We start from the raw sequence: 20,738 nt of genomic DNA, 5'->3' as shown, positions 1-20,738 counted from the left end.
ATGCGACTGACCACATCCCAAGCAGACATGCGCCGGAAGAACGCCATGGAAATCACGCACCAGAGCATCATTTCCAGCGGCAAACGACGCTTGCGCAGCGTCGCCACACCGGCTTGTTCAAGCGCCTGTTCGACCAAAGAAGGATCGAGCAAGGCATCTAATCCCTCGATGGCGTTGGGGGTAGAGGCGATGTTGTGGGTCAGTTCCAGTGCCCGAGCGAGACGCATAAAAAAATCCGATGCCAGTACAGGCATCGGATTTTGATTTCTTGCGGCCAAAGGTCAAGCGAGAAGGCTTAACTGACTGGCATTAGCCACATGGGCGGTTTTTTTGGTTCTTGCTATGCGCAAAGCTAAATCTACAGAGCCGCAGCCTCGGGGTTACGCGCCAACGCTTTTGCCCGATAAGCGCCCAGCCACAGGGTTTCGCCGTGTTGATTGCGTCAGGCTTTGGGGGGCTGCTGCGCAGCCCAGCGGGGATAAATCCCCTCGCCACAAGGGGATTTCCTCACCATAAGGAATCGGCATGGTTTAGCTGAGCGGCGTGCTCCTGGAGGCGCTATTTGCGCTTGAGCATCTCCGGCAACTGCGCCACCAGTTTCTGATTGTTTAACGGCGCGCGGATGAAGCCGCGTTGGGTGCCGTCCGGGCCAATCACTGCAAGGTTGCCACTGTGATCAACCGTGTAATTGGGCTTACTGGTATCCGCCGGAATGAACGGAATGCTCACCGCATTCGCCAGTTTCTGCAGGTCTTCAACCGATGAAGCCGTCAGCCCTATGAACTGCGGATCAAAGTACCCCAGGTACTGCTTCAGCTGCTTGGGCGTGTCGCGGTTCGGGTCGACGCTCACCAACACGATCTGCAACTTATCCACAGCCTCTTTCGGTAACTCGCTTTTGATCTGGCGCAGTTGGGCAAGGGTGGTTGGGCAGATGTCCGGGCAGAAGGTGTAGCCGAAGAACAGCAGGCTCCATTTGTCTTTCAACCCGTCCATCGCCACGGGCTGGCCGTCCTGGTCGGTCATTTTCACGTCCGGCAGGTTGCGGCTCTGGGGCAGCAGGATGATGCCGGCGTCGATCAGCGCGGTCGGGTCGCCCTGGCCTCTGCCCGACAGCACCTTGTTGATGGTCAGGCCGAGGATCAACGCGATCACGGCCACGAGGATGAAGACGGTTTTCTGGGTTCGAGTCATAGGCTCAACAGTAAGTAATGATCTACAAGCAGGGCGATGAACAGTAGGAACAAGTAATAGATAGAGTACTTGAACGTATTGATCGCCGCGTGCGGCCGAGTGCCACGGTACAACACCACGGCCCATTGCAGGAACCGGGCGCCCAGTACGAGCGCGCAAACAAGATAGAGCATCCCGCTCATATGGATCACGAACGGCATCAGGCTCACCGCCAGCAGCACCAGGGTGTACAGCAGGATATGGATCTTGGTGTAGTGCTCGCCATGGGTCACTGGCAGCATCGGGATGTCGGCCTTGGCGTATTCCTCTTTGCGGTGGATTGCCAAGGCCCAGAAATGCGGTGGGGTCCAGGCGAAGATGATCAACACCAGCAGCAGCGGTTCGGCGCTGACGTGACCGGTGGCCGCGACCCAGCCCAGCAGCGGTGGCGCCGCGCCGGCCAGGCCGCCGATGACGATGTTCTGCGGCGTTGCGCGCTTGAGGAAGCCGGTGTAGACCACGGCATAACCCAGCAGTGAGGCGAGGGTCAGCCAGGCGGTCAACGGGTTGGTGAAGGCCAGCAGCAAGGCCTGGCCGATCACGGCCAGGGCCAGGGCGAAGGTCAGGGCGGCGGCTGGGGAAATCCGCCCCTCGGCCAGTGGCCGTTTGTGGGTGCGGGCCATCACCGCGTCGATGCGCCGGTCCACCACATGGTTGACCGCCGCCGCGCCGCCGGCACACAGGGCGATGCCGAGGTTGCCGAATACCAGCACCGTCCACGGCACGCCGGCGCGGGTGGCGAGGAACATGCCCACCAGGGAGGTGATCAGCATCAGCACCACCACTTTGGGCTTGGTCAGCTCCAGGTAATCGCGCCAGATCGCCTGGCTGTGGCGTTCACCGGTCAAGGTTGCCATGGCATCTCTCCTTTTATCGTGATGGGGCTGACGCCGTGTTTATGCGGGTTGAACCGCCAGCGCAGCGGGACTTGATGCTTGACCCGGACCAGGCTGGTGCGGGCGTGATAATTGACCAGCACCAGGGTCAGCAGCAGCGCGGCGCCCCCGGCGTTGTGGGCCACGGCCACCGGCAACGGCAGGTGGAACAGCACATTGCTGATGCCCAGGGTGATCTGCGCCGCCAGTGCCGTCAGCACCAGCCCGGCCAGGCGGGTCATGCCGACGGTCTTCAATTGCCAGGCCAGCCCCAGCAGCACCACGGTCACCAGCAAGGCGCCGATGCGGTGGGTCAGGTGGATGGCGGTGCGGGCGTCGCTGTCGAGCTGCCCGCCCAGATAGTTCGGGCCGATGTGCTGGGTCAGGTGGAAGCCGTTGGCAAAGTCGGCCGGTGGCAGCCATTGGCCGTGGCAGGTGGGAAAGTCGATACAGGCCACGGCGGCGTAATTGGAGCTGACCCAGCCACCGAGGGCGATCTGGCCGATCACCAGCAGCAGCCCGGCGGTGGCCCAGTGTTGCAGGCGCTTGGGCACGGTCAGCGCCGGTAGCACGCCGGACAATCGCAAGGTCAGCAGGAACAACAGGCTCAACGTCGCGAAGCCGCCCAGCAAATGTCCGGTGACCACCTGGGGCCAGAGTTTCAGGGTCACGGTCCACATGCCGAACGCCGCTTGCGCAAAGACCACGGCCAGCAGGAACAGCGGCAACTTCAATGGCTGGCCCGGACGGCGGCGGTTCATCCAGGACCGTGCCGCCAACGCTACGATCATCAAGCCCAGGGTCCCGGCGAAGTAGCGATGGACCATCTCGTTCCAGCCCTTGTGGGCCTCCACCGGGGTGTCGGGAAAGTGCAACTCGGCATGGGCCAATTGGGCTTCGCTCTTGGGCACGCTGATGAACCCGTAGCAACCGGGCCAGTCCGGGCAGCCGAGGCCGGCGTGGGTGAGCCGGGTGTAGGCGCCCAGCAGGACGACGATCAGTGCCAGCAGCGTGGCAAACAGCGCGAGGCGAAATCCTGGTTTGGCCATGTCGATGCCCTCATCCGATGTTCGACAGTTTCAGCAGGTGGCGCAGGTCGTTGAGCAGGTCCTTGCCCTTGACTCGGGCGTCGTAGCGCAGCACCAGGTTGCTGTGGGGGTCGATGATCCACAGTTGGGCGCCACCGGAGCCCTGGGCGCCTTTCTGATAGGCCGGCAGGTCCAGTGGGTAGCGTTGCAGTTGCGGGTATTCGCGCTGCAGTTGGGCGTCGTACTCGGCGTCCAACGGTTGCGCCACCGCCAGGGCATGGCTGGCGCGAGAGGCTTCGCGGCCCAGGCCGATCTGGACTTGCCGGGCCAGGTACACCAGTTGCCGGCAATCCACCGAGCATTCCTGTGGCGCCGTGACCAGAATCTGCCAGCGCTGTTCATCGGCCTGCACGCCAATCTCGGCGCGAGTCTGGCCGGTGCCGATCAGTTCGCCGTGGTAGCTGCGGCTGTCGGGCACCCAGAACTGGAATTTGTACATGCCGGTGGCCAGGATCATCGGGCCGATCACCCCGAGCACGATCAGCAGCAATTGCACGCGGCCCTTGCGACGGTTGTGTGCCACGGGCGCCTCAGACGTGTTGGTTGGATTCATGGTGCTTCCCATGGTGTCTCCCTGCGTTGTGCCATCCGAGATAAAGAAAAAGGCCGAACAGCGCCGCCGCCATGGCGAACCACTGCACGGCATAACCGAGGTGTTTTTCCGGCCCCATGGCCACCACCGGCCAATCGGTCCGGTAGGCGCCGGGGCCGTTTTGCTGGCGTAATTCATAGGTGAAACCACTGCGGCCCAGTTCGGCCCAGAGCTTGTCGGGCTCCACGGCGGTGACCAGGCGCGGCCACGCGGCACCGGCCGGATCGGCGTGCAGTTGGAACGTGGCGCCAGGCGCTACGTAGACCCAGGCTTGCAGGCTCACCGGGGGTTCAGGTGTTTCGAACACCGGCGGCGTACGCCGGTCAGGCCAGGGCAGCCAGCCGCGATTGACCAGCAGCCATAGCCCGGTCCGGTGGTCGAGGAAAGGTTGCAGCAACTCGACCCCGACCTTGCCGTCGTGCTGGCGGTTGTCCAGCAGGACGCTGTGCTCGGCGTCGAACTGGCCTTGCAGCGTGACCGCTCGAAAGGCCGGATCGGCGGTGTGCGCCAGCTCGGTGCTGTCCATCGGCGGCGCCACGCGGCGCTCGGCGTAATTTTCCATGAGCACGCGCTTCTGTTCGCCCCGGCTCAATTGCCAGAACCCCAGGCACACCATCACCGGCACCAGCACGGCCACCACCAGCGACGGCACGATGCCCGGCCGGAAGCCTTTCATGGTGCCGTCCGAAAGCCGTCGAACGGGATAGCTATACTCACGTGCATCGCGTCCCCCCGGAGTGTCCCTAATGCTAAAAGCAGCCATCGTCCTGATGCTGATTGCCACGATTGCCAGCCTGTTCAGTGGTCTGTTTTTCCTGGTCAAGGACGACAGCAGTTCCAATCGCCTGGTCATCGCCCTGGCGATTCGGGTCAGTCTGGCCGCCGCCACCGTCGGCTTGATCGCCTGGGGCTTTTTCAGCGGCCAGTTGGTCTCCCACGCACCCTGGTAACGTTGGTTTCAGAGTACGTAGACGAAGATGAACAAGCCGATCCACACCACATCGACAAAGTGCCAATACCAGCTCGCCGCCTCGAAGCCGAACTGGTGCTCGTTGTCGAAGTGCCCACGCATGATGCGCATCAGCATGACGAACAGGATGATCGTGCCGATGGTGACGTGGGCGCCGTGGAAACCGGTGAGCATGAAGAAGGTCGCACCGTAGACGCCGGAGCCCAGGGTCAGGCCCAGCTCTTTATAAGCGTGGATGTATTCCTCGGCCTGGAAGCCCAGGAAGGCGCAACCCAGCAGCACGGTGATCGCCAGCCAGAGTTTCAACGCGCCACGATGGCCTTTTTTCAAGGCATGGTGGGCGATGGTGACGGTGACACTGGAACTGACCAGCAGCACGGTATTGAGCAACGGCAAGCCCCAGGGGCTGATGACTTCCTTGGGCGCCGGGAAGAGTTTCGGATCGGGGTTGTTCAGTAATGGCCAGGCGAACTCGAAGCTCGGCCAGAGCATGTGTGACAGGCCCTTGGTGCCTTCACCTGCCAGGCCCGGCGCCGAGATGTTGCGCACATAGAACAGCGCACCGAAGAACGCGATGAAGAACATCACTTCGGAAAAGATGAACCAGCTCATGCCCCAGCGGAACGAGCGATCGAGCTGTGCGCTGTACAGCCCGGCGCGGCTTTCCTTGACCACCGCGCCGAACCAGCCGAACAGCATGTAGGCCACCAGCAGGCCGCCAATGAAAAAGATCAGCGGGCCATGGGACTCGGGTCGGGCGGCTTTGAGGTCGTTGAACCAGGTCGCCAGGCCGTACACCGTGACGAACATCCCGACCGTGGCGATGATCGGCCATTTGCTCTGGGCCGGAACGTAATAGTGTTCGTGAGTTGCCATTTATTGTTCTCCTTATCGGGCACGCTATCGGTCAGTGTTTAAAGCCACCGGTGGATGACGAGCGGTGATATCGAACAGCGTGTAGGACAGCGTCAGGTGCTTCACTTCCTTGGGCATGTCCCGGTCGACGATGAAGCGCATGGGCATTTCGATGCGTTCGCCGGGTTGCAGCACTTGCTGGGTAAAACAAAAACATTCGGTCTTGTGGAAATACGCCGCCGCATTGCTCGGCGCGATGCTTGGAACCGCCTGGGCACTCATCGGCCGGTTGGTGGGGTTGTGGGCGACGAAGACCATCTCGTTCACCGCGCCCGGCCGCACCACCAATTGATCACCCTTGGGGTAGAAGTCCCAGGGCATGTCCACCGCATTGGTCGACACGAACTGCACGCGAACCTGCCGCGACTCATCGACGACCTGCTCGCCCTCGTACTGCCCGGCGGTCTTGCCATTGATGCCGAACGCCTTGCACATCACGTCGTAGATCGGCACCAGGGCAAACCCGAAGACGAACATGGCCACCACCACCAGCAACAGACGGGTGACCAACTTCTTCATCGAAATCGAATCAGCCATGGTTACAGCCTCTTGCACGGAACCCTGTGGGAGCGAGCTTGCTCGCGATAGCGGTGTGTCTGACACACCGAGTCGCGACCATCGCGAGCAAGCTCGCTCCCACAGGGATTCCATGCGTCATCTCATTTCACTTCCGGCGGCGTAGTGAAGGTGTGATACGGCGCTGGCGACGGCACGCTCCACTCCAGTCCTTCGGCTCCATCCCACGGCTTGGCCGGTGCGGGTGGGCCGCCGCGGATGGTCTTGATCACGATGAACAGGAAGAAGATCTGCGTGGTGCCGAACATGAACGCGCCGATGGACGAGACCATGTTGAAGTCGGCGAACTGCAGGTTGTAGTCGGGAATCCGCCGGGGCATGCCCGCCAGGCCCACGAAGTGCATCGGGAAGAACGCCATGTTCATCCCGACGAACGACAGCCAGAAGTGCAGCTTGCCGAGGGTTTCGTCGTACATGTGGCCGGTCCATTTCGGCAGCCAGTAGTAGGCCGAGGCGAAGATGCCGAAGATCGCGCCGGGGACCAGTACATAGTGGAAGTGCGCGACCACGAAGTAGGTGTCCTGGTACTGGAAGTCCGCCGGGGCGATCGCCAGCATCAGCCCGGAGAAACCACCGATGGAAAACAGGATCACGAACGCCACGGCAAACAGCATCGGTGTCTCGAAGGTCAGCGAGCCTTGCCACATGGTGCTGGCCCAATTGAACACCTTCACCCCGGTGGGCACGGCGATCAGCAGGGTCGCGTACATGAAGAACAGCTCGCCCACCAGCGGAATGCCGACCACGAACATGTGGTGCGCCCAGACGATGAACGACAGGAACGCGATGGCGGCCGTGGCATAGACCATCGAGGTATAGCCGAACAACGGCTTGCGCGAGAAGGCCGGAATGATCGAGCTGACGGCGCCGAAGGCCGGCAGGATCATGATGTATACCTCGGGGTGGCCGAAGAACCAGAACACGTGCTGGAACAGCACCGGGTCACCGCCACCGGCGGCGCTGAAGAAGCTGGTGCCGAAGTGGATGTCCATCAGCATCATCGTCACGCAGCCGGCCAGCACCGGCATCACCGCGATCAACAGGAACGCGGTGATCAGCCAGGTCCAGACGAACAGCGGCATTTTCATCAAGGTCATGCCGGGGGCACGCAGGTTGAGGATGGTAGCGATCACGTTGATCGCGCCCATGATCGAGCTGATGCCCATCAGGTGGATGGCAAAGATGAAGAACGTCACGCTTTCCGGCGCATAAGTGGTCGACAGCGGGGCGTAGAAGGTCCAACCGAAGTTGGGCCCGCCACCAGCTGTGAACAACGTCGACACCAGCAGCAGGAACGCGGCCGGCAACAGCCAGAAGCTGAAGTTGTTCATGCGCGGCAGGGCCATGTCCGGCGCGCCGATCATCAACGGGATCATCCAGTTGGCCAGGCCGACGAACGCCGGCATCACCGCGCCGAAGACCATCACCAGGCCATGCATGGTGGTCATCTGGTTGAAGAACGCCGGCTCCACGATCTGCAGGCCGGGTTGGAACAGCTCGGCGCGGATCACCATGGCGAACGAGCCGCCCAACAGGAACATGGAGAACGCGAACCACAGGTACAGCGTGCCGATATCCTTGTGGTTGGTGGTCAGTACCCAGCGCATCAGGCCCTTGGCGGGGCCATGGGCGTGGTCGGCGCCGGCATGACCGTGGTCATCGATCACAGCACTCATGTCCTGTCTCCTTCGAACGAGTGGGCTGGACGGCCCGGGGCAGTGAGCCCCGACCGGTTGCGGGAACGAACGTCAGGCCGGCTCATTTGCTTTCCGCCTGTTTGAGTTCCAGCACTTCTTTCGGCGTCACCATGTCGCCCTTGTTGTTGCCCCAGGCGTTGCGTTCATAGGTCACGACGGCGGCGATATCGACTTCCGATAACTGCTTGCCGAACGCGGCCATGGCGGTGCCGGGTTTGCCGTGGAAGACAAGGCTCAGGTGATCAGCCTTGGGCCCGGTGGCGATTTTCGAACCCTTGAGGGCCGGGAACATCGGCGGCAGGCCCTGGCCTTCGGCCTGGTGACAGGCCACGCAGGTGGTGTGGTAGATCTTGTCGCCACGCTCAACGAGTTCTTCGCGCGTCCATTCCTTGCTGGTCAGCTCTTTAAGCTGCGCGGCTTCGGCCTTGCGTTCGCCCAGCCATTTCTCGTAGTCGGGCTTGCTCTTGACCTCCACCACGATGGGCATGAAGCCGTGGTCCTTGCCGCACAGCTCGGCGCATTGGCCGCGGTACAGGCCGGGCTTGTCGACGCGGGTCCAGGCTTCGTTGACGAACCCGGGGATCGCATCGCGCTTGACCGCGAAGGCCGGCACCCACCAGGAGTGGATCACGTCGGCGGAGGTCACCAAAAAGCGCACCTTGGCATCGACCGGCAGCACCAGCGGCTTGTCGACCTCCAACAGGTAGTGCTCGCCCTTGGCGCTCTGGTTATGAATTTGTTCGGCGGGGGTCGCCAGGTTGCTGAAGAACTCGACGTCCTGGCCCAGGTACTTGTAGTGCCACTTCCATTGATAACCAGTGACCTGGATATCGATGTCCGACTCGCTGGAGTCGTACATCTTGATCAGGGTGGCGGTGGCAGGAATCGCCATCAGCACCAGGATCACGAAGGGTACGATCGTCCAGAGGATTTCGACGCGGGTGTTTTCGTGGAAATGCGCGGCATTTTGGCCGGTTGAGCGGCGGTGCATCATCATCGACCAGAACATGGCGCCGAAGACGATAATGCCGATGACCACACAGATCCAGAAAATGGTCATGTGCAGGTCGAACACTGCATTGCTGATCTGTGTCGCTCCAGGCGCCATATTCACAGTCCAGGCCGCTTGCGCCTGGCTGAAAATCGACCACAACAGGAGGCCCATCCATACGTGTGGATGTCGCGTCATTGCGGGTTCCCCTTATCGTTCTTGTTATCCCGTAGGCGTAAAGCCTGCGGCAAGGGATCGGCTATTCAGACTGCTTAATTGACTCGCCGCGCCTTGCTGCACATGCAATCGGGTGTCATCAGCTAACTCCATTCCAAACCGAGTATAGACAGCACCTGCAACCTCGCAACGCGATGGCGTAAATCGTTTGAAACAGCCGGGGCTTGCGCTAGAGCCCACGAATGGAGAAGGATGCAACCTGAGTGATGGCAAATCGATATAACTGCGACGTAGCAAGGAAGCGACGGTTATGAAAAATAGGTCTTAGGAGTGTTTTTGCGCCAGCTAAGTTATGTCTTCCCTATTTCATTGCCTTTGTTTCCTGGAGTTTTCATGAACACCGCCGCATTGCGCGAGCAGATCCAAAAAGCCCAACAACACGAGGCCGAGACTGGCCAGTTGGCCCGTCAGTTGACGGCCCAGCTGCCGAACCTGCACCGAGCCATTCAATTGCCGGACGCGGACGCCAACGACGTCCTGGCGCGTTTTGTCGCCGCCTACATTGAGGAAGTACCCGACCTGCTGGATGCAGCCAATGATGTCGCCAGGGAGGCGGGTATCGAGTCGCAGATCAAACCGGTATTGAAGATTGCCGAACAGTACTTCCTCCAGCCGCCGACCATCATGGCCGGGCATGTCGGGCTCGACAGCCTTCTGGACGAAGCCTACCTGGCACATCGGTTCGTCGAAGAGGTCAACGACCTGTACATCAAGCATTTCGGCCAGCCATTGATCCCCTTGGACATGACGGTCGCCAATCTGATCGCTCACCAGTTGATCGGTGAGGAGTTTGCCAACCAACTCGATGAAGTGGTCCATCACACGTTCGATGAGATGCTCAACGACGAGACGTTTGCATTGGAGTCGGTAGAAACCTACCGCGAGAAGCTCAGCAGCCCGCAAACCGGCGCGGCCTGGAAGCGCTGGCCGTGCATGTCCCGCCGCCTGGGCGTTGGGCTGGAGCTGGATCAGCCGGCGGCTTGATGGGCCACTCAAGAAAATAGCGGCCCCCGTGGCGAGGGAGCTTGCTCCCGCTTGAGTGCGAAGCACTCACAAAAATGGACCTGCTGCGCTGTCCAGCGGGAGCAAGCTCCCTCGCCACAATGAATCAAGCAAACCTTAAGTGAGCGGTTGCCCGTGGGAGCGTCAGGCAGAAGCCGCGCCAACCCCCACCGTGGTGCGCAACCGCCCCTCCAACCTGCGCTTGAGCCCGCGGGATTCGATCAGCAGCTTCGAACCCTTGCTGGCATTCGCCCGGCCCCATTCTTCCAGTAGCTCCAGGCACGAGTGATCGATGTAGCTCAGGTTATTGAGCGGCACATGCACGGTCGCGCCTGTCGGTATGCTGCCCAGCACCTGGGTCAGCGCCGGCACCTTGAGGAAGGTCGCCGCTCCGACCAGTCGCAGTTCCATCTCGCCTTCCTGGGGCAGGTCGATCAGGCTGATTTTCAGCCGTGAGGCTTTCCAGGCCAGTTTCGCCAGGGTCAGGCCGAAACCGATCAGCACACCGGTCAGCAGGTCGGTGAAGATGATCGCCAACGCCGTCGCGGCGTAAACGAACATCGGCATCCGGCCATAACGGCCCAGGCCGCGAAACGCCTTGAGGTCCACCAGTTTGAAACCGGTGTACACCAGCACGCCCGCCAGGCTCGCCACCGGAATGCTTTGCAGCACGCTGGACAGCAACAGCACGAAGAGCAACAGCCACAGGCCGTGGAAAATCGTCGACATCCTCGTGGTGGCCCCGGCCTGGACGTTGGCCGAGCTGCGCACGATCACCCCGGTCATCGGCAGGGCGCCGAGCAGGCCACAGAGCATGTTGCCGATACCTTGGGCCGACAGTTCGCGGTCGAAGTCCGCACGATCTCCGCTGTGCATACGGTCCACGGCGGCTGCCGACAGCAGGGTTTCGGCGCTGGCGATGAAGGCGACAGCGAAGGCGGCGATCAGCAGCGTCGGGTCGGCCAGGTTCAGCAGGTCCGCCGGGCGCAGCCAATCAATGGCTTCGGCGAGGTTCTCCGGGACTTCCACCCGTTTGACCTGCAAGGCTAGCAGCAGGCTGGCAATGGTCGCCAGGCCCACGCCAAGCAAGGCGCCGGGAATGAAGCGCAGGCTGTGAGGACGAAACTTCTCCCACAACCACATCACCGCAATCGTCGACAAACCTAGCAAGCCGGCCTGCCAGCCGAAGGACGGCAAGGCCTGGGCCACCGCCGCCGGGAACGCCGCGAGGTTATCCAGCCCCGACGGCTTGGGCGCGGCGTCGAGCATCACATGGACCTGGGACAATACGATCAGCACGCCGATACCCGCCAGCATCCCGTACACCACCGCAGGCGCGGTGACCCGGAACCAGCAGCCGAGGCGAAAGCGCCCGGCCAACAATTGCAACAGACCGGCCAGCAACAGGATCGGCCCGAGCATGGTCACGCCATGCTGGCGCACCAATTCGAAGACCAACACCGCCAACCCGGCGGCCGGGCCACTGACTTGCAGCTTGGAACCTGCCAGGAAACCCACCACCAGGCCACCGATGATGCCGGTGATCAGGCCTTTGGCCGGTGGCAGGCCGGACGCGATGGCAATGCCCATGCACAAGGGCAGCGCCACCAGAAACACCACCACCGAAGCCAATAGCTCCCGTGGCAGAACAGCTTTTAATTGAGCACGCATGGCGACTCTCCCGAAGTTTTCTTCAGGCATGGCGAGGCCCTACCGCGCAAATGGCGGCAAGGCTTGAACCACACAAGTTTAGGAGTGGTTAGAAGCGCGCTTTGGGCGTCGCCACCGGTATCGGATGGCTGCCATCGAGCGGCAGGAAACGTCCCTGGTCCGCGTCATAGGCTTTGATCTCGCTGGTCTCGATGTTGTACACCCAGCCATGGATGAACAACTGACCATTGGCCATGCGCGATGCGACCGAGGGATGCGTTCGCAAATGCTGCAGCTGTGCGATCACGTTCTCTTCGGTGAGGATCGGCATGGTCTGTTTTTCGTCGCCACACGGACAGTTGTCGTGGACCATGGTCTTGGCCACTTCGGCGTGGCGCAGCCAGGCCTTGACCGTGGGCATTTTTTCCAGGGTGTCCGGGTTGAGCACGGCACGCATGGCGCCGCAATCGGAATGGCCGCAGACAATGATGTGCTGTACGCCGAGGGCCAGTACGGCGTATTCGATGGCGGTGGAGACGCCGCCGTTCATTTGCCCATAAGGTGGAACGACGTTGCCGACGTTACGGGTCACGAACAGGTCGCCGGGGGAGCTATGGGTGATCAACTCGGGCACGATGCGCGAGTCGGCGCAGGTGATGAACATCGCCCGGGGTTTCTGGGCGGTGGCGAGTTTCTTGAAGAGCTCTTCCTGTTGCGGAAAGATTTCGTGATGGAAATGCAAAAAGCCGTCAACAATATGCTGCAGCGCTGCATCGGCGGTTTCCGCCTCGGGTTGGGCTGAAGCCGACGCAGCCAACGGCTGTTTATCCTTGTCACTCATGATTCATCCTCTTTTGACGGTATGACGCCAGTGGCTGGTTAAAATACGTCCAGGTCGGGGTGTTCGACCTGTCAGTCACTCGCTGAACAAGGTAGCGGCCGAAACTTAACTCAAACTGAAATCGAAGGCTCTAGGACAATGATTCCAGGGGTGGCGAAACGCTGGCGCAGATCATGTCCAGCGCCGTTCCAGGTTCAACTTTAATCAAATCAACGACATCTGTCGGCCCGGCGGACAGAAGGCATCGCAGTCAAGATTGTATCCGTCGCGGCGCTCCAGCCCCAGGCGCTTGAGTGCCTTGGCAAATCGCTGGGCCAGCAGGTCGGCGAACGGGCCTTCGCCGCGCATCCGCGCACCGAAGCGGCTGTCATACAGTTCGCCACCGCGGCTCTGGCGCACCAGGCTCAGCACGTGGGCGGCGCGTTGCGGGTAATGCGCCTGCAACCACTGCTCGAACAGCGGCGCGACTTCCAGCGGCAGGCGCAGCATGACGTAGGCGGCATTCTGCGCGCCGGCGGCGTGGGCTTCGGCCAGCAGGCTCTCGATCTCGCTGTCGTTGATCATCGGGATCATCGGTGCGCACAGCACCCCCACGGCGATCCCCGCCTCGCGCATGACCTTGATCGCCCGCAGCCGAGCCTTGGGTGCCGCCGCGCGGGGTTCGAGAATGCGCTTGAGTTCATCGTCCAGGGTGGTGAGGCTGATCATCACGTGCACCAGGCGTTGTTGCGCCAGCTCGGTCAGCAGGTCCAGGTCGCGCAGGATCAGCGAACCCTTGGTGACGATGGTCACCGGATGCCGATAACGCAGCAGCACCTCGAGAATCCGGCGGGTTATCCGTTGTTCGCGTTCGATAGGCTGATAGGGATCGGTGTTGGACCCCAGCGCGATCGGTGCGCATTGATAGCCGCGCCGGGACAATTGCTCTTCCAGCACATCGGCGGCATTGGTCTTGGCGATCAGCTTCGTTTCGAAATCCAGCCCCGGCGACAGGTCCCAATAGGCATGGCTGGGTCGTGCATAGCAGTAGATGCAGCCGTGCTCACAGCCTCGGTACGGGTTGATCGAGCGGTCGAACGGGAGATCGGACGAGGTGTTGCGGGTAATGATGGTCTTCGCCGTTTCGATGCGCACTTCGGTGCCCTGGGTCTGCGGGACTTCCTGATACCAGCCGTCGTCCTCGATCACCGAGCGACTCGGGGCAAAGCGGTTGTGCGGATTGGTCGCGGTGCCGCGGCCGCGCGGTGGAAGGGGGGCTGGCATGGGGATACTCCATTTGCTGTATATGCATACAGTATTCGAGTGCGCTGTTTTCAACCAGAGCCGTTCAGCAGTTGATTGCCTTCAGACGGTGGCACTATTCGATTCAAAGTTCGTTTACACAAACTTCCTGTGCTTGCAATTACTCTTCGTACAGCGGCGCTACTCCACGCAGTGCCCTACTACTGAATCGTGGGGCTTGTCAGTCGTCCCTCGCGGGCAAACCTGCGTCCCGCATAAGTTGCAGCTACGCTGGTTCGCCTTTGACGGACGGACACCCATGTACTTGAAGGCGACCCGCAGGCATCCCGCAGCTAGTACCTAGTACCAGTTGGCGGCGAGCACCGGCTGTAGGGCATGTGCCTGAGATACGTGGAAATTGCCGGAAATGTCGGTAGACAGCGTGAACGGAGCCATGGCCTGGACCAGGTTTTCGACATTGCGTTCAGCTAGACGCCGGCCGTTGCCGGCGATGATATCGCCCGGACGGGCGGACGAGGAGGCGTACCAGTTATGCACGATGACCTGCTGAGCGGTGCCAATACGACTCACCAGCAAATCATCGTCTTTGCGTTTGAACCACAGTTGATCGGGCATTACGTCCTCGCCGAAGCTAAGGGAACCCATAACACCACGAAACTCAATATCGGTCTGGCTGTCACCGACTTCGACACGGGCTCTTGTGCCATGTGCAATCACCGTATTGTGGCCTCTACCCAACTTGATGCTGGCGAAGGTGGCGGTATTATCGATCTGGTTGTCACCATCGCCGACCATCAGTTTGCTGACCCCTCCTTTAACCGTGTTGTTGCCATTGCCCAAGGTCACTTGGGCCCGGGAACCGGTCGCAATCACGGTCTGGTCCTCCTCTCCCAGCAGGGTCGCGGTGGCTCCGCCGCTGCCGATCAATACAATATGACGACCGCCGCTGGCGCTCACCTGAGTAAATGGGTTGGACAGGTCCACTGCCACTTGGTCATCGGTCAGGGTGACGCTTTGGAAGGTCGGCACAGTCAGTACTGTAGGTTGGACTATCAGATGCAGCATGGCGTTGGCCTGTGAGCCGGCATTAACCTTGAGATCGTAGTTGGTGCTGAGACCAGCCTCCGGTGTGCCGCTCAATGTCGCTTGGACCGGGTCGAAGGTCATCCAGGCGGGCAATGGCGAGCCGTCAGCCAGGGTCACTTGATAGAGAGGGGCTTGTTCTGACACCGATGTGCCAAACAACCCGGACAATGCTCCAGCGCTCCAGGCCATACCTGCGGCAACCAGTTGGTAGGGTTGTGCCGGTCTGACAGTGGAGTGACCGCTGCCTTCGAGGGTGGAAAACTCCCGTATAGGGGGCCGTGGGATATTGACAGTAGGGATCTCGAAGTTTGGGATTTCAATCGGTGGCCTTGATGGGAGGGTGACCTTTGCGGTGTGGTTCAAGTAGTCGCGCCAGTGGTCGTTCATTCTAGGATCCCGGCTCGGGCTCGTCAGGTCCGGGTTGAGCAAACGGTGCGGCGATGTGGGCTGCGTGGTTTCCATTGGCAGGTGCTGGGTGGCGAAGATGAAGTCTCCGACATTGAGCTGGGCCACTTCGATTGCGTCGATGTAGATCAGTTTCACCGGCTGGTCGGCGCCACGCAGAACCGTGGTGCTCAGCTCAACGCCATGGATCTGTGACAGACCGTTGATCGTGCCGCGGTCGTTCTGGACGATGTTCAGCTCTTCGAAACGCGTCACTCCAACCTGACTCAGGTCGATCTTGTCAATGCCATGACGGAAGCCTCGTAAGGCGTTGCGGTAGTCACTGGCATTGGTCTGGTGGGCGATGACAAACCTGTCGGATGTGGCGCTGTCGTGGCTGTAAACTTTACCCGCCAACGAGGCAACTAATTGGCCGTCCGGCCCGCTGGCCATGCTCACGCCTTGGGCACCGCCATTGAGCACCACGGTGTCGACGTCATTCGTGTGCATGGGTATTTGAGTGCTGCTGACGTAGTGGGCCGGAGCAACGAAGTGCTCTTGGAACTGGAAGTTCGCTGCTGTGATGGTCTGTAGCGATTGTCCGCTCAGCAGGATGTGTTGGCCATTGCCCAGCTCCACCCGGACATCATTGCCCTGCTGTTGCAGCTTCAGATCTGCGAAGGTCTTGCCGGTGAAGCCGACCAGACAGACGATTTCACCTTTTGCCGGTTCGAAACGGTGAAGAGTGTCTTGGCCACCTTCGCGGCGGTGCACAACGAAGAAATCCTTACCATTGCCGCCGGTCAGGCGATTGTCACCGCGGCCACCATTGAGTAGCGCATCGATATTGCCAGCGACCAGAGTGTCGTTGCCCTCCCCGGTGATGATGTTATGCAGGTTGCCCGGGTTGCGTATTATCAGAGCGCCGCCGCCGATGTTGGCCCTGCCCGTAAGAAGATCAATTTGGGTATCGTCGCTCACCGCAGCGGCATTAAGGGTGTTGCGTCCTCCCGCGGTACCGTTGATAGGGTCGTCCAGCACCCCGCGATCGGCTTGGTTTTGCACGGCCTTGAGGTATTCGTCAGTGTAGTAGTAGGTGTCATCGTCAGTGGCCTTGCTGCCATACAGGCGCAGGGTCCAACTGTTGAGAGTCAACGGTAGACCGTCAGCGGCGTTCATGACCTTCAGGGTCCAGGTACCGGCGGAGTGTTCAGCCCTGTCTCGGTTGCTCATGAAGCTGTATTTGAATGCACCGGAACGGTGGCTACCACGGTCTGTCTCGCTCGCTCCCTGCATGCCCTCGGGTACCTTTCCCGCGCGGTCGAGCAGGATACTTCGAGTGCCCTGTGGCGATATCAAGGTGACGATCAGGTCGCCAAGGCGACCGACCGTGGCATCAAGGTCAACCTCGACGTGTTCGATGCTCAATCCAGCATCCATTTGCAAGAGGTTATTCAGGTTGGCTCCCCCGGTCAGGGATTTGCCCAGAACACCGCTGTGGGCGCTGAACACAATTTCGTCGCTACCGGTGCTGCGTACCATCCAACTCTCGGCCAGGCGCACGGCGGCCCGGGCATCCACTTCCCCGAAACCATAGTCGTGGCTGATGTGCATACCGCCGCCGTTCCAATTGTGTGCCGCATTGTCATCCCAACGGGTGGCGCGGTCGTTTACCTGGTGAGCGGACAGCGCAAGGATCTGCTGGACGTCGCGGTAGCCAAGGTTTGGGTTCGCCTCGAGCATCAGTGCGACGACGCCCGAAATGATCGGTGCGGCGAAACTGGTGCCCTGCATGCTGGTGTAGTCGTCGCCGAAGGTCGAACCTCGTTCGGTCTCGAGCCGTCGGCTGGTGGACAGCACATTGCTGCCGGGGGCCGAAACCAGCAGACTGGCGCCTGGGTTGGAGAACGGCGTGGAACCTATCTGTAATGTCGATAGATCACTTTGGGCATTGATTGCGCCGACTTGGATCGAGAAGCGGTTGTTGTTGGTCAGCGAACCCTGGGCGCTGCCGCCGTGGGCGCGCTGGTTGCCACCGGCAGTAACGATCACCGTACCCAGACCGCCGCGGCCGTTGTGCGCGGCATAGCGGGCGTTGGCTGCCAGGGAGGTGGCGGTGTCAATGGTGCCGTTCTGCAGATTACTGATGGCAAAGTCTTGCTCGAAGTCCCAGCTGTGGTTGGCGATATCGTGGTTGACCATATTGCCCAGGTTGGTCAGATCGTTGCCGCTATTGGCCAGGTAGTAGCCGCTGAGTTTCGCGTCAGGGGCCACACCGACGCCACCGGTATCGTTGCGTGCAGCGACCATTACTCCAGCAACCATGGTCGAGTGGTTGGAGGCCAGTTCCGGCAGCACCTCTTTGTCGCGCTGGGTCTTGAGCCAGGTCTGATCGACGTTAGCGGCCAGATCGGGATGCTGGATGTCGAAGATCTCCGGCGCTGTGGCGAACTGGCCGCCAGGCTCGAACATGGCGATACGCACGCCCTTGCCGGTGTAGTCGCGCCATACCGGCAGCACGTTGGTATCGCTCAGGTACCACTGTTGAGAAACCAGCGGGTCGTCCGGCATGTCGGTGCTTCTCAGTGTCACGCTGGCGCGCATCGGTGCGCTCTGGCCGCTGCTGAGGTCGACCGCTGAGGCCGACTTGTTACCTTGGGCGTCGATGATGCCGTACTTGAAGCTCATCATGCCGGTGTAACCGGCCTTTGGTGTGAACAGGATATCGCCATGGCCAGTGAGGCTAACCGAACCACCGGTGGCGTCGCCGACGTTGTCGATGCGCAGGCCACCCTTGCTGCCTAGCAGCAGATCGTTGGCAAGTAAGCTGGCAGCGGCGATCAGGTGCGTGCGTCGGCGGTCGAAGCGTTGTCCGTCCTTGTCTTGTCGCAGGAAATCGGCGACTGGCATGGCATGGGGCTGTGACAGGTCGACTGAACTAATGTCGGAGAAGTTGAGTTTTTGTATGTTGCGCAACTGCACCGTGCCATCACGCCCGGGGAGACTGTCAGCCACTTGGTAGCCGGTATTGGTGCGGGTGATGCGGTATTCGCCATATTTTCCGTGCAGGCTGACCAGGTTCGTGCCACCGCCGCCGTCAATCCGTGCGTTACCGTGGCCGACCTCGATCACATCGTTACCGGCTCCGCCGTGGATGACGTCGTTGCCGCCGCCGGCATAGATGATGCTGCCTCCGGCGGAGGCATAAATCAGATCGCCCTGAGGACCGGCATAGATCACAGCCTTGCCGTTGCCGCCAATGAGGGTGTTATGTCCGCTGCCGCCGACCAGCACGTCGTTGCCCGCGCCTCCGATCAGCGTCGCATGTCCCTCGCCCCCCTTGATAAACACACCTGCGCTGCCGCCACTGCGGATCACGTCGTCGCCACGGCCGGCCTGAGCAATGGTCAGGCCGGCTTCGGCCATGTTCAGTGTCACGCCGCGGTCACCAACGATCAGCGCGGTATTACGACCGCCGTTACCGTGGATGTTCCTTGGATCGTCGCTGGCGCTGATTACGAAGACATCGTCACCGATACCGCCGATGTAGGTATCGCTGCCTCCACCTCCAACCAACCAGCTTCCGTCGGCTGCTGCGGTGAGCTGATCGTCGCCGCTGCCGCCATATAGGTTGTTCACGCCCAGCGCCGTGGCATCCAGATGCTCACCGTTGCTGTTGGTACTGCTATAAGCGATGGTCGTAACATCACCGCAGGTAGAGACCACACGGATACCGTTGCCTTGGCGGGTCGTGGTGCTGCTAACCGGTTCACCCAGGAAGTCCACCGCCAATACCTCTCGGCTAGCACCGCCTATGACAAACGAACCCCGAGCCAGCACGCGACTGCCATCGCGGGTCTCTCCCGGTGTACTCGAGGCCCGCACATTGATCTGCGTGATGCCCAGTTCGGTCAGGGTCTTAAGCTCACCGCCGTCAACCTTGGCGTCATGACTGGCATCCACCCATACGCGCAACTGGTTCCAGATCGGGTCCCGATCATCGATAACCCCATCGCCGTTACTGTCCTCGCTGGCAAGTGCGGCAAAGCTGTTCTTAAAGCGTGCCTCGCCTGCGGTTCCTCCGATGCCCGTCTTGCCCTTGTAGTACTCGGAGAACATCTGGCTGACGTCTTTGATCTGACCGCTACCATCGTCAATCACCAGCATGCCGGTGCGTCTGTCGGCCCAGGCAGTGCGCTTGAGTGTGCCGCTGTGGTCGGTATCGAATAGTACGGCGTCGCTCAAGTCGGTCATGCGCGCACCATCGCCGCCGAGATCAAGCAGCAACGGATCGACGAAAGTGTTAAACGTGGTCATGGCCGACAGGGCATTGAGGGTGACCGCATTGCGCAGACTTAAATTAGTGCTGCTTAGGTTTAGCTCGTTCTTGTAAAACTTTGACAGATGGCTATTGGGGCGGGCGTTCGGGTCCAGTTGCATTTCACCCGGGCGGATGCCGCCGGAGGTTAGGCTGGCCATTTGGGTCGAGGCGAAGTCGGTATTGTTCAGAATGCCGCCAAGGGCGAAAACATTGTGGGTCGCGGCGTTCAGCACGTAGCCGTTGGCCACGTCCTGGCGCGCCTGATCCTCGCCTTGGATACGCTGCTGCGGTTTGGGCGAAGTGTCGATGTGGATCTGGATCGACTGGTTGACGTCAGGCTGGGCAGGGGTGTTGTCGCCTGCGCCGAACCATTGGAAGACCTTATGACGGTTGTCGGCAGCGTAGCGTTCAAGTTCTCGCGCGTACTTGAACGCCGGTACGATATCCATTTCAGTGAAACTACTGAGATAGCGACTCAGGCCTGCGGCGTTTTGCATCGTCGCGATGATGAGATTTTTGGCGTACTCGGGACCGTCGCCGGAGATCTGTACAAAGTCGCGGCCCAAGCCGCCCGTCCAGGTAGGCAGGGCGTCGGCAACGGTACCCGCCCAGTTCCAGTTCTCAAGATTTAGCCCTTCTACCGCAGATTTGACATCTTCGCGGATGATGTAGCCGATCGGCGGGACACCGCGGCTATCGCGAATATGCTGACCTACCTTCTCAGCCAGATCATCCGAAGCCTTCTGAAATTGCGCATCGGTAAGTGGTCGTTGTTTTGCGGCAGCCGCAAATTGCATTGACCCCCGAACCATTTCGTTACTGAAGTTGCCGTCGTTTGCATTGATGCTGGTTGCAACACTTAACCAGTTCTCGGCGATTTTCATGTCCTTGAGTCGTGAGGGGGCTGTGGTTGCTCGGCGCTGGGCAGCGACTAAGCCGCGTAGGTACTGATACATCTGAGGGTAACGCTTGGCTTGACGCAGGCGCTCGACTTCCGACAGCTGTTCAGCTGTCATATTGATCATGTTCATCCGTTAA

At 60.7% G+C, this 20,738-nt stretch carries 16 protein-coding genes; 2 read left to right on the top strand and 14 right to left on the bottom strand.

Features of this window, described 5'->3' with window-relative positions:
- From BT116_RS23985 to BT116_RS23960, 6 genes are all read right to left on the bottom strand, one after another.
- The coding region (locus tag BT116_RS23985) for a transposase domain-containing protein (RefSeq protein WP_175557958.1) at window positions 1-227 on the bottom strand (227 nt) is incomplete at its 3' end.
- A 331-nt stretch (window positions 228-558) separates the two neighbouring features.
- On the bottom strand, window positions 559-1,194 hold the full coding sequence (locus BT116_RS23980; protein WP_072347598.1) for an SCO family protein: 636 nt from the start codon (window positions 1,192-1,194) through the stop codon (window positions 559-561).
- Entirely contained in the window at window positions 1,191-2,090 is a 900-nt protein-coding gene (gene cyoE, locus BT116_RS23975) for a heme o synthase (RefSeq protein ID WP_072347596.1), read from the bottom strand. The genes BT116_RS23980 and cyoE overlap by 4 nt, the downstream gene beginning before the upstream one ends.
- Window positions 2,078-3,157 (bottom strand): COX15/CtaA family protein, encoded by a 1,080-nt coding sequence (locus BT116_RS23970; protein ID WP_072347592.1) that lies wholly within the window; start codon window positions 3,155-3,157, stop codon window positions 2,078-2,080. Before BT116_RS23970 ends, cyoE begins: the two co-directional genes overlap by 13 nt.
- A 10-nt stretch (window positions 3,158-3,167) precedes the next feature.
- Window positions 3,168-3,761, bottom strand: coding sequence for a hypothetical protein (locus BT116_RS23965; protein WP_072347608.1), 594 nt, complete (start codon window positions 3,759-3,761; stop codon window positions 3,168-3,170).
- The gene (locus tag BT116_RS23960; RefSeq protein WP_072347591.1) at window positions 3,727-4,464 is read right to left on the bottom strand and encodes an SURF1 family protein; all 738 of its coding nucleotides are present in this window, start codon (window positions 4,462-4,464) and stop codon (window positions 3,727-3,729) included. The genes BT116_RS23965 and BT116_RS23960 overlap by 35 nt, the downstream gene beginning before the upstream one ends.
- Before the next feature lie 70 nt (window positions 4,465-4,534).
- On the opposite strand from BT116_RS23960, the gene BT116_RS23955 reads away from it, so the two are divergent.
- On the top strand, window positions 4,535-4,738 hold the full coding sequence (locus BT116_RS23955; protein WP_014335867.1) for a twin transmembrane helix small protein: 204 nt from the start codon (window positions 4,535-4,537) through the stop codon (window positions 4,736-4,738).
- 8 nt (window positions 4,739-4,746) lie between these two features.
- On the opposite strand, the gene BT116_RS23950 is transcribed toward BT116_RS23955, so the two are convergent.
- The 4 genes from BT116_RS23950 to coxB form a co-directional block, all read right to left on the bottom strand.
- Window positions 4,747-5,634, bottom strand: coding sequence for a cytochrome c oxidase subunit 3 (locus tag BT116_RS23950; protein ID WP_072347590.1), 888 nt, complete (start codon window positions 5,632-5,634; stop codon window positions 4,747-4,749).
- 24 nt (window positions 5,635-5,658) lie between these two features.
- On the bottom strand, window positions 5,659-6,210 hold the full coding sequence (locus tag BT116_RS23945; protein WP_072347589.1) for a cytochrome c oxidase assembly protein: 552 nt from the start codon (window positions 6,208-6,210) through the stop codon (window positions 5,659-5,661).
- A gap of 122 nt (window positions 6,211-6,332) precedes the next feature.
- On the bottom strand, window positions 6,333-7,925 hold the full coding sequence (ctaD, locus tag BT116_RS23940; RefSeq protein WP_003196332.1) for a cytochrome c oxidase subunit I: 1,593 nt from the start codon (window positions 7,923-7,925) through the stop codon (window positions 6,333-6,335).
- A gap of 82 nt (window positions 7,926-8,007) precedes the next feature.
- Complete coding sequence (gene coxB, locus BT116_RS23935; RefSeq protein WP_072347588.1) at window positions 8,008-9,135, bottom strand: cytochrome c oxidase subunit II; 1,128 nt, start codon at window positions 9,133-9,135, stop codon at window positions 8,008-8,010.
- A 372-nt stretch (window positions 9,136-9,507) separates the two neighbouring features.
- Here coxB and BT116_RS23930 point away from each other — a divergent pair, with 372 nt between their 5' ends.
- A complete protein-coding gene (locus tag BT116_RS23930) occupies window positions 9,508-10,158 on the top strand; it encodes a hypothetical protein (protein ID WP_072347587.1) in 651 nt (216 codons plus the stop codon).
- A gap of 162 nt (window positions 10,159-10,320) precedes the next feature.
- Here BT116_RS23930 and BT116_RS23925 read toward each other — a convergent pair whose 3' ends face one another.
- The 4 genes from BT116_RS23925 to BT116_RS23910 form a co-directional block, all read right to left on the bottom strand.
- On the bottom strand, window positions 10,321-11,847 hold the full coding sequence (locus tag BT116_RS23925) for a SulP family inorganic anion transporter (RefSeq protein WP_072347586.1): 1,527 nt from the start codon (window positions 11,845-11,847) through the stop codon (window positions 10,321-10,323).
- Window positions 11,848-11,935: 88 nt separating this feature from the next.
- Window positions 11,936-12,667 (bottom strand): carbonic anhydrase, encoded by a 732-nt coding sequence (locus tag BT116_RS23920; RefSeq protein ID WP_063323564.1) that lies wholly within the window; start codon window positions 12,665-12,667, stop codon window positions 11,936-11,938.
- A 204-nt stretch (window positions 12,668-12,871) separates the two neighbouring features.
- Window positions 12,872-13,930 carry a PA0069 family radical SAM protein gene (locus BT116_RS23915; RefSeq protein WP_072347585.1) on the bottom strand — a complete coding sequence of 353 codons (1,059 nt, stop codon included), beginning with the start codon at window positions 13,928-13,930 and terminating at the stop codon, window positions 12,872-12,874.
- Window positions 13,931-14,248: 318 nt separating this feature from the next.
- Complete coding sequence (locus tag BT116_RS23910) at window positions 14,249-20,731, bottom strand: S8 family serine peptidase (RefSeq protein WP_256572598.1); 6,483 nt, start codon at window positions 20,729-20,731, stop codon at window positions 14,249-14,251.
- Window positions 20,732-20,738: the final 7 nt, after the last annotated feature.

The sequence above is a fragment of the Pseudomonas sp. NFACC16-2 genome, assembly GCF_900119205.1.
In the GTDB taxonomy this organism is placed as follows: Bacteria; Pseudomonadota; Gammaproteobacteria; order Pseudomonadales; family Pseudomonadaceae; genus Aquipseudomonas; species Aquipseudomonas fluorescens_Q.
The sequence above is the reverse complement of the archived record's forward strand: the minus strand, read 5'-3'. Positions and strand labels throughout refer to the sequence as shown.